At 50.2% G+C, this 12,976-nt stretch carries 14 protein-coding genes; 10 read left to right on the plus strand and 4 right to left on the minus strand.

The features are described 5' to 3' along the window. Positions 1 to 15 precede the first annotated feature (15 nt). The 3 genes from OGX67_RS24760 to OGX67_RS24770 are packed head-to-tail and all read left to right on the plus strand — an operon-like array spanning position 16 to position 2,837. On the plus strand, positions 16 to 1,182 hold the full coding sequence (locus OGX67_RS24760; protein ID WP_286527750.1) for an ABC transporter permease: 1,167 nt from the start codon (positions 16 to 18) through the stop codon (positions 1,180 to 1,182). Further along, on the plus strand, positions 1,175 to 2,122 hold the full coding sequence (locus tag OGX67_RS24765) for an ABC transporter ATP-binding protein (protein WP_046670058.1): 948 nt from the start codon (positions 1,175 to 1,177) through the stop codon (positions 2,120 to 2,122). Before OGX67_RS24760 ends, OGX67_RS24765 begins: the two co-directional genes overlap by 8 nt. Then, on the plus strand, positions 2,106 to 2,837 hold the full coding sequence (locus OGX67_RS24770; protein WP_048218229.1) for an ABC transporter permease: 732 nt from the start codon (positions 2,106 to 2,108) through the stop codon (positions 2,835 to 2,837). The genes OGX67_RS24765 and OGX67_RS24770 overlap by 17 nt, the downstream gene beginning before the upstream one ends. Here the strand turns inward: OGX67_RS24770 and OGX67_RS24775 are convergent. Next, on the minus strand, positions 2,818 to 2,925 hold the full coding sequence (locus OGX67_RS24775; RefSeq protein WP_003027354.1) for a protein YohO: 108 nt from the start codon (positions 2,923 to 2,925) through the stop codon (positions 2,818 to 2,820). The two genes, OGX67_RS24770 and OGX67_RS24775, sit on opposite strands and share 20 nt — an antisense overlap. A 52-nt stretch (positions 2,926 to 2,977) precedes the next feature. After that, a complete protein-coding gene (gene mlrA, locus OGX67_RS24780) occupies positions 2,978 to 3,709 on the minus strand; it encodes an HTH-type transcriptional regulator MlrA (RefSeq protein ID WP_003027351.1) in 732 nt (243 codons plus the stop codon). A 225-nt stretch (positions 3,710 to 3,934) separates the two neighbouring features. Here mlrA and OGX67_RS24785 point away from each other — a divergent pair, with 225 nt between their 5' ends. Genes OGX67_RS24785 through OGX67_RS24795 form a run of 3 tightly spaced genes read left to right on the plus strand, consistent with a single transcriptional unit; the run spans position 3,935 to position 6,853 of the window. After that, positions 3,935 to 5,620, plus strand: a complete 1,686-nt coding sequence (locus tag OGX67_RS24785) for a sensor histidine kinase (protein WP_003027348.1) — start codon at positions 3,935 to 3,937, stop codon at positions 5,618 to 5,620. Then, the gene (btsR, locus tag OGX67_RS24790; RefSeq protein ID WP_003840155.1) at positions 5,617 to 6,336 is read left to right on the plus strand and encodes a two-component system response regulator BtsR; all 720 of its coding nucleotides are present in this window, start codon (positions 5,617 to 5,619) and stop codon (positions 6,334 to 6,336) included. The genes OGX67_RS24785 and btsR overlap by 4 nt, the downstream gene beginning before the upstream one ends. Before the next feature lie 46 nt (positions 6,337 to 6,382). Then, the gene (locus OGX67_RS24795; protein WP_003027346.1) at positions 6,383 to 6,853 is read left to right on the plus strand and encodes a YehS family protein; all 471 of its coding nucleotides are present in this window, start codon (positions 6,383 to 6,385) and stop codon (positions 6,851 to 6,853) included. A gap of 42 nt (positions 6,854 to 6,895) precedes the next feature. Here the strand turns inward: OGX67_RS24795 and OGX67_RS24800 are convergent, their stop codons facing one another. Together OGX67_RS24800 and metG are read right to left on the minus strand one after the other, a co-directional pair. After that, complete coding sequence (locus OGX67_RS24800) at positions 6,896 to 7,354, minus strand: YehR family lipoprotein (RefSeq protein ID WP_057064672.1); 459 nt, start codon at positions 7,352 to 7,354, stop codon at positions 6,896 to 6,898. Positions 7,355 to 7,560: 206 nt separating this feature from the next. Next, positions 7,561 to 9,594 carry a methionine--tRNA ligase gene (gene metG, locus OGX67_RS24805; protein ID WP_106875626.1) on the minus strand — a complete coding sequence of 678 codons (2,034 nt, stop codon included), beginning with the start codon at positions 9,592 to 9,594 and terminating at the stop codon, positions 7,561 to 7,563. Positions 9,595 to 9,758: 164 nt separating this feature from the next. On the opposite strand from metG, the gene apbC reads away from it, so the two are divergent. The 4 genes from apbC to OGX67_RS24825 all read left to right on the plus strand — a co-directional run bounded on the left by apbC (position 9,759) and on the right by OGX67_RS24825 (position 12,967). Next, positions 9,759 to 10,868, plus strand: a complete 1,110-nt coding sequence (apbC, locus tag OGX67_RS24810) for an iron-sulfur cluster carrier protein ApbC (RefSeq protein ID WP_003027343.1) — start codon at positions 9,759 to 9,761, stop codon at positions 10,866 to 10,868. A 264-nt stretch (positions 10,869 to 11,132) separates the two neighbouring features. Next, positions 11,133 to 11,414: a DUF2574 family protein gene (locus tag OGX67_RS24815; protein WP_257651050.1), complete on the plus strand. Its 282-nt coding sequence runs from the start codon at positions 11,133 to 11,135 to the stop codon at positions 11,412 to 11,414. 278 nt (positions 11,415 to 11,692) lie between these two features. Continuing rightward, the gene (gene yehD / locus OGX67_RS24820) at positions 11,693 to 12,223 is read left to right on the plus strand and encodes a fimbrial protein YehD (protein WP_257651051.1); all 531 of its coding nucleotides are present in this window, start codon (positions 11,693 to 11,695) and stop codon (positions 12,221 to 12,223) included. Between the two features lie 63 nt (positions 12,224 to 12,286). Next, on the plus strand, positions 12,287 to 12,967 hold the full coding sequence (locus OGX67_RS24825) for a fimbrial assembly chaperone (protein ID WP_071697503.1): 681 nt from the start codon (positions 12,287 to 12,289) through the stop codon (positions 12,965 to 12,967). Positions 12,968 to 12,976: the final 9 nt, after the last annotated feature.

Below are 12,976 nucleotides of genomic sequence, written 5' to 3' on the forward strand. Positions count from 1 at the left end.
CGGCGTTTGCAGCGGGTGGGTGTTTTGTCGAATATTTCAGTCAATCGGGTGCTGTTGTTGCTGGTGCTTCTTACTTTCGCGTCGGCAGCGCTGCCTTTCATTAGCTATGCACCTAATCGTCTGGTGTCCGGCGAAGGTCGTCAACTCTGGGATATCAGCTCCGACACGGCATGGGGATTGGCGGTGGCCTGTTTGCTGCTATGTCTTCTGAGCGTTGTACCGGGAAAGCCCGGCAATATATTGGCGCTTATCGTTTGCCAACTGTTGGTGATCGCCGCGCTGGTAACCGCAGGTACAACGGCAACGTATCTGGCGAAGACAGGGGCTCCGCTGGCCAGAACCAGTCTGGGCAGTGGATTCTGGTTGGGCGTGGGGCTGATGCTGCTGGCCGCCAGTGACGCTATTCGTCGCATCACCGCTCAGGCACTGTGGCGTTGGGCGCTGCATGCTCAAATATTCATTGTGCCGCTGGTGCTTTTGTTCTCCGGCACGTTTAACGATCTTTCCCTGCTTAAAGAATATGCCAACCGCCAGGATGTCTTCAACGACGCCCTGGCGCAACATTTGACGATTCTGTTCGCTACCGTGGTGCCCGCGCTGCTCATTGGTGTGCCACTGGGCATCTGGTGTGCTTTCTCTGTCGCCCGTCAGGGGCCGGTTTTTGCGGCACTGAATATCATCCAAACCATTCCTTCAGTCGCGCTGTTTGGCCTGTTAATTGCGCCACTTGCCGGGTTGGTGAAGCACTTTCCTTTATTGGGCAAGTTCGGCGTCGCGGGAACTGGTATGACGCCTGCGCTTATTGCGTTGGTGCTGTATGCGTTGTTACCGCTTGTACGTGGCGTTGTGGCTGGGTTGAATCAGGTTCCGCGCGATGTGCTGGAAAGCGCCCGGGCTATGGGGATGAGCGCGCGTCAACGGTTTATCTCGGTGCAATTTCCCCTGGCGCTGCCGGTCTTCTTACGCAGTTTGCGCGTGGTGATGGTGCAAACCGTGGGAATGGCGGTGATTGCTGCGCTGATTGGCGCAGGGGGATTTGGCGCGCTGGTCTTTCAGGGATTGCTCAGTAGCGCCGTCGATTTAGTGCTGTTGGGCGTGATCCCGGTCGTTGTGCTGGCAGTGTTGATTGATGCGCTGTTTGATTTAGGTCTCGCGCTGCTAAAGGTATCGAATAATGATTGAATTTCGCCAGGTCAGTAAAACCTATGGTCAGCAAAAAGCCGTTGATGACCTTAACCTGCAGTTAGGGGAGGGCAGCTTTTCGGTGCTAATCGGCACGTCAGGTTCGGGGAAGTCCACCACGCTAAAGATGATCAATCGGCTGGTTGAACACGACAGCGGGCAGATCCGCTTTGCCGGAGAAGAAATTCGTAGCCTGCCGGTGCTGGAGCTACGACGGCGCATGGGGTACGCGATTCAGTCTATTGGCTTGTTTCCCCACTGGACCGTCGCGCAGAACATCGCCACCGTACCGCAACTGCAAAAGTGGTCGCGCTCACGTATTGATGACCGAACAGATGAACTGATGGCTCTGTTGGGCCTTGAGGCGAGTTTGCGCCACCGTTATCCGCATCAGCTTTCCGGCGGACAGCAGCAGCGGGTCGGGGTTGCGCGTGCGTTGGCGGCGGATCCGCAGGTGCTATTGATGGATGAGCCTTTTGGCGCGCTGGACCCGGTCACTCGTGGTGCGCTGCAGCAGGAGATGACGCGTATTCACCGTCTGCTCGGGCGTACCATTGTGCTGGTGACGCATGATATCGACGAGGCGCTAAGACTGGCGGAGCATCTGGTGCTGATGGATGCAGGAAAGGTCGTGCAGCAAGGCACGCCGCTGTCGATGCTCACCGCGCCAGCGAATGATTTCGTACAAACCTTTTTTGGCCGCAGTGAACTGGGCGTACGGCTGTTGTCGCTGCGTACGGTAGGCGATTTTATTCGTCGCGGAGAACACTCAGACGGCGAGCCGCTGGTGGATGAGATGACGCTTCGTGATGCGTTATCGGTGTTCGTGGCGCGCGGTTGCGACGTTTTACCGGTCGTGACGCTGCAGGGGGTACCCTGCGGAACGCTCCATTTTCGCGATTTGCTTTCGGAGATGCCGACCCGTGAAACGTCTTGCTGATCCACTGCTGTGGCTTGTTGCGTTGTTTCTGATCCTGTTGGTTGGATTGCCTCACAGTCAGACCCTGTTTAGTTCGCTGTTTCCTGAGCTGCCACGTCCCGTGTATCAGCAGGAAAGTTTTACGGCGTTGGCGCTGGCCCATTTTTCTCTGGTGGGGATTTCAAGCCTGATCGCCATCATTATTGGCGTTGGGGCGGGAATTGCGGTAACCCGACCCTGGGGCGCGGAATTCAGGCCGATAGTGGAAACGATTGCCGCCGTGGGGCAGACATTTCCGCCAGTTGCGGTGTTGGCGATAGCTGTACCGGTGATGGGATTTGGTCCTGAACCGGCAATTATTGCGCTGATCCTGTATGGGGTATTACCGATCTTGCAGGCAACCCTGGCGGGACTTGGCGGCATTTCTTCCAGCGTGATGGATATTGCCAGTGGAATGGGCATGAGTCAGGGGCAACGGCTGCGTAAAGTAGAGTTACCGCTGGCGGCCCCGGTTATTCTGGCCGGGATTCGCACGTCGGTGATTATTAATATAGGCACCGCAACCATCGCCTCAACCGTTGGAGCGAACACGCTGGGTACGCCGATTATTATCGGGCTGAGTGGGTTCAATACCGCCTATGTAATTCAGGGGGCGCTGTTGGTCGCACTGGCGGCGGTAATTGTTGACCGCGGTTTTGAGAAATTAGCGAGACATCTTACCCGGCACGTAAAATAAAGGTATAACCTGCCAGCATGACACCGCCGATACCGCCGATGGCCATCAGCAGGAAGAGGGTAATGACACCGATTTTAGCTGCGCTCATTATGCACTCCTTATGTGAATCCAAGGATTGTACACTATTTGTTAATAGAATATTAAATACCGAGTGGATAAATATCGTGACCCAACGCGCGCCATTCATTCAGCTGTTGTTGCTGAGCGGGCGTTTGGTTCTCGCCGCACCAGACAAGCAAGGTGCGACCTTCAAACAGCTCCGGTCGCAGTTGGTTCAGCGAATGGGCAAGGACGTCAATGCGCCACCCCTGCTGGCTGGCGACCCAACCTTCCAGCCATAAGCGGGTCGTATCCTGAATGTTCCAGCCAACCACCAGAGCATCTTTGCCCTGTTTCTTGCGTGCTGAGGCAAGACAAATCGCGATGTAGTTGATCAGTACGCCGTCGAGGATCCCCAGTAACGCCTGGAGGATCGGCTGCTGACATTGCAGACGTCGGCGTAACGGAATGAATAAATGGGTGTTGAGCGTTTGTGCGGGATAATCCTGACCACGCTCTTTAATCCACAGTCTGAGGCTATGCAGATTATTACTTTGCAAATAGCTCAACAGCGTCTCTTGTTGTTCACGCCAACCGTTATGCACATCAATGCTCTCATTGCTGAGCAACATTTTAACCTTGCTGACCTGGACACCGTTGTTGATCCAGCGTTTTATCTCACGGATCCGATCGATATCCGCGTCGTTAAACAGGCGATGTCCGCCGTCTGTCCGTTGCGGTTTCAGTAATCCGTAACGCCTCTGCCACGCGCGTAAAGTGACAGGGTTGATATCACAAAGCAAAGCCACTTCACCTATTGTGTAAAGCGCCATCGTCGTCTCACTTATGCTTGCGAGGTCCCAGTTTTACTTTAGACGCTCTTTTGCGAACCAGGTAGTTTTGTCTGTTTTTTGATCAATGAATGGGTGAGTTTGTAGTCATGATCGCGCTTTCGAGTGATCGTTCTCACAAATTCCTTTTTTTTTGCAACACTTCAAAGAAAGTTACGCGCAGCCCATGTATGTTACGCGCTTTTAAGAGATGTGTGGTTGGCGGGTATGTACGAGTTTAATCTGGTGTTGCTGCTGCTTCAGCAGATGTGCGTGTTTCTCGTTATCGCGTGGCTCATGAGCAAAACGCGTTTGTTTATTCCGCTGATGCAGGTGACTATCCGGCTGCCGCACAAACTGCTTTGCTACGTTACCTTTTCCATTTTCTGCATTTTGGGCACCTATTTCGGGCTGCACATTGATGACTCCATTGCGAATACTCGCGCTATTGGTGCGGTAATGGGCGGGCTGCTTGGCGGCCCTGTGGTTGGCGGCTTAGTCGGTCTGACCGGTGGTTTACATCGTTATTCAATGGGCGGCATGACGGCGCTTAGCTGCATGATCTCGACCATTGTGGAAGGGTTGCTCGGCGGACTGGTGCACAGCGTGCTCACCCGTCGTGGTCGTACCGATAAAGTATTCAGCCCGCTGACGGCGGGCGCCATTACCTTTGTTGCTGAACTGGTGCAGATGTTGATCATCTTATTGATCGCCAGGCCGTTTGATGATGCCTATCGACTGGTCAGCAATATTGCCGCGCCTATGATGGTGACCAATACCGTCGGCGCCGCCTTATTTATGCGTATTTTGCTCGATAAACGGGCGATGTTTGAAAAATATACCTCCGCTTTTTCCGCCACCGCGCTCAAAGTTGCCGCTTCAACGGAAGGGATTTTGCGCCAGGGGTTCAACGAGGTTAACAGCATGAAGGTTGCTCAGGTGCTGTATGAAGAGCTGGATATCGGGGCCGTGGCGATTACCGATCGTGAGAAACTGTTGGCATTTACCGGTATTGGTGACGACCATCATCTGCCGGGCAAACCTATCTCTTCCTCGTACACCCAGCGGGCGATTGAAACCGGTGAGGTGGTTTATGCCGACGGCAATGAAGTCCCTTATCGCTGCTCTTTGCATCCGCAATGTAAATTAGGTTCGACGCTGGTGATCCCTCTGCGGGGTGAAAACCAGCGGGTGATGGGGACCATCAAACTGTATGAAGCCAAAAACCGTCTCTTTAGCTCAATCAACCGCACGCTGGGGGAAGGGATCGCCCAACTGCTTTCGGCTCAGATTCTGGCCGGGCAGTATGAGCGGCAAAAAGCGATGCTCACGCAGTCGGAAATAAAACTCCTGCACGCCCAGGTCAATCCCCATTTTCTGTTTAATGCGCTCAACACCATCAAAGCTGTGATCCGACGTGATAGCGAGCAGGCCAGCCAACTGGTGCAGTATCTGTCGACGTTCTTTCGTAAAAATTTAAAACGCCCGTCGGAAATTGTGACGCTGGCCGATGAAATTGAACACGTTAATGCTTATCTGCAAATTGAAAAGGCACGGTTCCAATCGCGTCTTCAGGTGACCTTGACGGTGCCAGAAGAACTTTCGCATCAGCAATTACCCGCCTTTACTCTGCAGCCCATCGTGGAAAATGCCATCAAACACGGTACTTCTCAGTTGCTGGATACCGGTGAAGTATCGATTACCGCCCGTCGAGAAGGGCAATATCTGATGCTGGATATCGAAGACAATGCCGGGCTGTATCAGCCAACGTCAGAAGCCAGTGGACTGGGTATGAATCTGGTCGATAAACGACTGCGCGAGCGGTTTGGCGATGATTTTGGCATCAGTGTAGCGTGTGAACCTGACCGCTTTACCCGAATCACTTTACGACTTCCTCTGGAGGAACTGGCATGATCAAAGTGCTAATTGTCGATGACGAACCGTTAGCCCGGGAGAATCTGCGGATCCTGTTGCAGGAGCAAAGCGACATCGAGATTGTCGGCGAATGTTCGAATGCGGTGGAAGCCATTGGCGCGGTACATAAATTGCGTCCGGATGTTCTGTTCCTTGATATTCAGATGCCGCGAATCAGCGGCCTGGAAATGGTTGGCATGCTTGATCCCGAGCATCGTCCGTACATTGTTTTTCTGACCGCCTTTGATGAGTATGCGGTGAAAGCCTTTGAAGAACATGCGTTTGATTATCTGCTCAAACCGATCGAAGAAGCTCGACTGGAAAAAACGCTGATCCGTTTGCGTCAGGAGCGCACGAAGCAGGATGTATCACTCCTGCCAGAAAATCAGCAGGCGCTGAAGTTTATTCCGTGCAGTGGCCACAGCCGAATTTATTTGCTGCAAATGGATGACGTGGCGTTTATCAGCAGCCGTATGAGTGGCGTATATGTGACCAGCAGTGATGGTAAAGAAGGCTTCACTGAGCTGACGCTCAGGACGCTGGAGAGCCGTACTCCTCTGCTGCGTTGTCATAGACAATATCTGGTAAATATGGCGCAATTGCAGGAGATCCGTCTGGAAGACAACGGCCAGGCGGAACTGATTTTGCGTAACGGGCTGACCGTTCCGGTGAGTCGTCGTTATCTTAAAAGTCTAAAAGAGGCGATTGGACTGTAAAACTGATACACTGCGCGCCATTGCATCACCGACTGTTGAAGGCTCTATGCTAAGTAACGATATTCTTCGTAGCCTGCGCTACACCCTGAAAGCGAACAATAACGACATGGTGCGTATTCTTGCGCTTGCTGACATGGAATCCATCTCCGCAAATTTCGATACCTGGACGACAAAAGAAGATGAAGACGGGTTTGTCCGCTGCCCGGATATCATTCTCTCCGGTTTTTTAAACGGTCTGATTTATCATCTGCGTGGTAAAGATGATTCTGCACCGGAACTGGCGCTTGAGCGTCGTGTTAACAACAATACGGTGCTGAAAAAACTGCGTATCGCTTTTTCACTGAAAACCGATGATATTCTGGCAATTATGACCGAGCAGAAATTCCGTGTGTCGATGCCGGAAATTACCGCCATGATGCGCGCACCGGACCATAAGAATTATCGCGAATGCGGCGATCAGTTCCTGCGTTATTTTCTGCGTGGTTTAACGTCGCGAGAGCATAAAAAGAAAGCGTAAAGCTGCGCTGGCGACCACGATCAAAATCGGGTCGCCGATGCTTTACTTCACTTCTTTAAAACCCGCCGATTCCATTACCGTTTGCATTTGCTTCATGCTGATGTTTTTATCGGCGTTTTCAGATAGTTTCATCCCTGAAATGGCCTGCAACGCTTTTATATCAACTTTTTCCATATCGATAGTGACATTTTCTTGCGCGTAGGTATCTGAATAGGTGAGTTTTTCTTCTATGCCAGTAATGTTTTGATATTTGGCGCTTAATGCGTCGAATACTTTTGCTGCTTCTTCTTTATTGCTGGCACCGACTGACGCATAGCTGATTTTACTTTCAGAGATTTGCTTCAGGACCTTATCACCTTTATAGGTGTAAGAGACAGTGATATCCGAACCGTTGAGGTTGGCATTAAATGTTTTTGTCTCTACTTTATCACCGCATCCTGCCAGGGAAAAAAACACAACCGATACCACGGCGAGAGAGAAAAATTTTAGTAACGCTTTCATGTAAAACTCCATTTCATGAATATTGGATGTTAAACAATAATCTCCACGAATCTGGTAAGCCCGGACTACCTTGATCCCAGAGCAGTATAGAATAAATCTAATATTAACAACTGAGCAGTCCGAAAATGGAGCAAGGGTTAAGATTAGAGGAAGCACTCACGTAGCAAAAAAAAAGCGCTGCGGTTGCAGCGCTTGAGATACTTGACTTACTTCACCTGTTGGCCCGGTTTTGCACCTTCATCCGGGCTTAACAGGAAGATATCTTTCCCGCCAGGACCTGCGGCCATTACCATCCCTTCAGAAATGCCGAAGCGCATCTTACGAGGAGCCAGGTTAGCAACCATAATGGTCTGGCGGCCAATCAGGGTTTGTGGATCCGGATACGCAGAACGAATACCAGAGAAGACGTTTCGTTTCTCACCACCGAGATCCAGCGTCAGACGCAGCAGTTTGTCGGAACCTTCCACGAATTCGGCGTTTTCAATCAGCGCTACGCGCAGGTCAACTTTGGCGAAATCGTCAAAGGTGATGGTTTCCTGAATCGGGTCATCCGCCAGCGGACCGGTTACTGGTGTGGCAGCGGCTTTTACTTCTTCTTTCGACGCTTCCACCAGCGCTTCAACTTGTTTCATGTCGATGCGATTGTACAGCGCTTTAAAGGTGTTGACCTTGTGACCGAGCAGTGGCTGCTCAATGGCATCCCAGCTCAGTTCGCAGTTAAGGAACGCTTCCACACGTTCAGCAAGCGTTGGCAGAACCGGCTTCAGGTAAGTCATCAGCACACGGAACAGGTTAATGCCCATGGAGCAAATTGCCTGCAGGTCGGCATCGCGGCCTTCCTGTTTAGCCACAACCCACGGTGCTTGTTCGTCAACGTAGCGGTTTGCCACGTCGGCCAGCGCCATGATTTCGCGAATAGCTTTACCAAATTCACGGCTTTCCCATGCTTCGCCGATCACTGCTGCGGCGTCGGTGAAGGTTTTATACAGCGCCGGGTCGGCCAGCTCAGTCGCCAGAATGCCGTCAAAACGCTTAGCAATAAAGCCTGCATTACGGGATGCCAGGTTGACTACTTTGTTGACGATATCGGCATTAACGCGCTGGACAAAGTCCTCCAGGTTCAGGTCGATGTCATCAATACGTGAAGATAGTTTCGCCGTGTAGTAATAGCGCAGACTGTCGGCATCGAAGTGCTTCAGCCAGGTGCTTGCCTTAATGAAGGTGCCACGAGATTTAGACATCTTCGCGCCGTTCACCGTCACATAACCGTGGACGAATAGGTTGGTCGGCTTACGGAAGTTACTGCCTTCCAGCATGGCAGGCCAGAACAGGCTGTGGAAGTAAACGATATCTTTACCGATGAAGTGATACAGCTCGGCGTCGGAATCTTTCTTCCAGTATTCATCAAAGCTGGTGGTGTCACCGCGCTTATCGCACAGGTTTTTGAATGAACCCATATAGCCAATTGGCGCGTCCAGCCAGACGTAGAAGTACTTGCCAGGCGCATTCGGGATTTCAAAACCGAAGTACGGGGAATCGCGGGAAATATCCCACTGTTGCAGGCCGGATTCGAACCATTCCTGCATTTTGTTGGCGACCTGCTCCTGTAACGCGCCGCTGCGTGTCCACGCCTGCAGCATTTCGCTGAATGACGGCAGGTCAAAGAAGAAGTGTTCGGAGTCACGCATCACCGGCGTCGCGCCAGACACAACGGATTTCGGCTCGATAAGTTCGGTCGGGCTGTAGGTTGCGCCGCAGACTTCACAGTTATCGCCGTACTGATCCGGAGACTTACATTTCGGGCAGGTGCCTTTAACAAAACGGTCCGGCAGGAACATGCCTTTTTCCGGATCGTAAAGCTGGGAGATTGTACGGTTCTTAATAAAACCGTTTTCCTTCAGGCGCGTGTAAATCAGCTCAGACAGCTCACGGTTCTCTTCGCTGTGCGTCGAGTGGTAGTTGTCATAGCTGATGTCAAAACCTGCAAAATCAGTCTGATGCTCCTGACTCATTTCACCGATCATCTGCTCTGGCGTGATCCCAAGCTGCTGTGCTTTCAGCATGATTGGCGTACCGTGTGCGTCGTCCGCGCAGATGAAGTTAACCTGGTGGCCGCGCATTCGCTGGTAACGGACCCAGACATCAGCCTGGATGTGCTCCAGCATATGGCCGAGGTGGATTGAGCCGTTGGCGTACGGCAGCGCGCACGTTACCAGAATTTTCTTCGCGACTTGAGTCATAGTGGGCAATTACTTCTTTTGTAGTGAAAAGGGCTTTGATAGTACCAAAATGGTAATTACTGCGCCAAGCGATAAGGGCATTTATCCGTAAATGAATAATTGTTGCGGTTGGAGTAAACTACCTGGTGACTATTGTATATTCAGAACAACAAAAAGGAGTCGGGATGAACGCACAATCCCAGGCCAAATCACCAGAGACCCTGCGCGCCATGGTTGCCGGGACGCTGGCGAATTTTCAGCATTCAACCCTGAAGCATAATCTGACGACGCTTAAAGCGTTGCACCACGTCGCCTGGATGGATGACACGTTGCACGTTGAGCTGGTCATGCCGTTCGTCTGGCATAGCGCGTTTGAGGACTTAAAAGAGCAATGTAGCGCCGATCTGCTGCGTATTACCGGCGCGAAAGCGATCGACTGGAAACTGTCGCATAACATCGCGACGCTGAAACGCGTGAAAAACCAGCCAGGTATTAATGGTGTGAAAAACATCATCGCCGTCAGTTCAGGTAAAGGTGGCGTGGGTAAATCCTCTACCGCCGTGAACCTGGCGCTGGCGCTGGCTGCAGAAGGGGCGAAGGTGGGGATTCTGGACGCCGATATTTATGGTCCGTCTATCCCGACAATGCTTGGCGCGGAAAACCAGCGTCCAACCTCGCCAGATGGTACCCACATGGCGCCGATCATGTCTCATGGTCTGGCAACGAACTCCATTGGTTATCTGGTCACTGATGATAACGCGATGGTGTGGCGCGGCCCGATGGCCAGTAAAGCGCTGTTGCAGATGTTGCAGGAAACCTTATGGCCGGATCTTGATTATCTGGTACTGGATATGCCGCCGGGCACTGGTGACATCCAGTTGACGCTGGCGCAGAACATTCCGGTAACGGGCGCGGTTGTTGTCACTACGCCGCAGGACATCGCGCTGATCGATGCGAAAAAAGGCATTGTGATGTTCGAAAAAGTCGAAGTGCCGGTATTGGGTATTGTTGAGAATATGAGTATGCATATTTGCAGCAATTGTGGCCATCATGAGCCAATCTTTGGCACCGGTGGCGCGCAGAAACTGGCCGAGCAGTACCACACCCAACTGCTGGGACAAATGCCGCTGCATATTTCTCTGCGTGAAGACCTCGATCGCGGTACGCCGACGGTTATCAGCCGTCCAGACAGCGAATTTACCGCCATTTACCGCGACCTTGCAGGGCGTGTGGCGGCACAGCTGTATTGGCAGGGAGAAGTTATTCCGGGCGAGATTGCTTTCCGCGCGGTGTAATTTATAGCGTTACAGATATTCACCGCATTAATGTATTATTGATGCGGTGAATATATCAAATTTAAAAATATTACGATATTGTTCATTCTGCGTTTATAATTCATACCTTTTTCCGAATAAATCATCTCAATGCATCACTGTAATTGATCAAATCTATCTCATTAATCTACAATTTCAATTGGATTGAACAGCGCGTTTTGCCCGTATTACGCTGACAGGCCATCTGCATGTTATTTGATGTTAACCACAGAGGTGACGATAAAAATGAAAATTAGCTCGCTGATGGGAACTATCATTCTGACTTATGGAATAAGTGCATCTGCGTTTGCTTCCGATACCGCGACCTTAACAATCAGTGGACGAGTAACCGAACCAACCTGTAGTACCGATGTTGTGAATAATGACGTGCAACAGCGGTGTGGCAAGACACTTCATTTTTCAACTGTTAACGATGTTGCTTCTTCACCTGCGCGCGGGGTGGTGACGGAAGTGGTTACAGTCCCTGGCGATACCACGCGACAGATCGTACTCAATCGCTACGATTAAAAAGAACGCCTTTATTAACCACATATCATTTTAATGAATGATATGTGGTTTTTTTATGCATAGAATAAATCCTTCCTGGCAGTTAATTGCATAGATTTATTAATTCTGAAAATAATACAAATCCTGATTTATTTGTTGCATGTATATTGCGATTTGTAACTTGTTTTAAATCAATAAAACAACGTGTTTACATTGCGGCAACGTTTCAGCTGTGAGAATTTCTTTTCAAGAGATAACTGCTCTTAACAAATCGAAATTAATTCATTAGGGAAGATATTATGAAACGTTCAATTATTTCTGCTGCTGTTCTGTCTGTTGTATTTATGAGCGCTGGGGCTTTTGCTGCTGATACCGATCAGGGTGAATTAATTATTACGGGTAAGGTGGTTGGAACTACCTGTAAATTTACTGGTGATTCCACCGCGACTATTGGTATGAACCAAATTGGTGCTGACAGATTAAATGCTTTGAGTGCTGGTGGTATTTATGATGGTTACACAAATAAAACTACTGTACCACTGACAGTAGAGTGTACGGGGACTGAAGCACCGAAAATTACTTTTTCCAGTTCTCAATTCGATAGCACGAATAAATACATTACACGAAATACTGCCTCGAATAACGGTGCTGGTTTTGCAGTCTATTATGGTAATGAACAGGTTAATCCTGAGTCTGGTATTCAGTTAACCAAAACAGCCGACAATAAATATGTTCTGGACTTTAGTGCGCGTTATGCGAAAGTTGGAACTGGTATTGTCGAGAGTGGTGATGTTGCCTCTTCGCTTACGATGACCGTAGTTACTGATTAAGATTACTATCCTGTTTGTCGGCGGCTGCGGCCGCCGATTATTTCTGTAGTAAGGATAATTATAATGAAAAAGATATTAGCATTATTTTTGGCTGGCACAGTATTGCCTGCGTGGGGTGGGATTTATATTTACGGTACGCGTATCATTTATCCGGCGCAGAAAAAAGAGATTACCGTGCAGTTAATGAATGAAGGCAATCGCAGTGCACTCGTCCAGTCGTGGATTGATGATGGTGACACCGACCTGCCGCCGGAGAAAATTCAGGTACCGTTTGTGATGACACCGCCGGTGGCAAAGGTGAGCGGTGGTTCTGGCCAACAGCTGAAAATTAAGCTGTTGCCAAATACGTTGCCGAAAGATCGCGAAAGTTTATTCTTCCTTAACGTGCTGGATATCCCACCGAACTCTGCGGATTCCGAAGGTAAGAACATCATTAAATTTGCGATGCAAAACCGTATTAAATTTATTTATCGCCCGCAGGGAATTGCCGGCGTTGATAAAAGTAGCTTTACCCAACTGAACATCAGGAATAGTGGTAGCGGTATTACAATCAAGAATAATTCGGCTAACTGGATAACTATCCCTGAGCTTAGCGGTAAAGCGAAACTTAATAAAGAAACTATGCTGTTGGCACCGTGGTCAGAAAAAATGCTGAGCACTGCTGCTATTGTGAGTCATTACAATGTTACGCTTATTGATGATCACGGCAATTATTTGAGTGAAAAAATCAAAGCTGAAAAATAGCTCAAGGAC

It is taken from the genome of Citrobacter sp. Cf118, from assembly GCF_030334095.1.
GTDB lineage: Bacteria > Pseudomonadota > Gammaproteobacteria > Enterobacterales > Enterobacteriaceae > Citrobacter > Citrobacter freundii.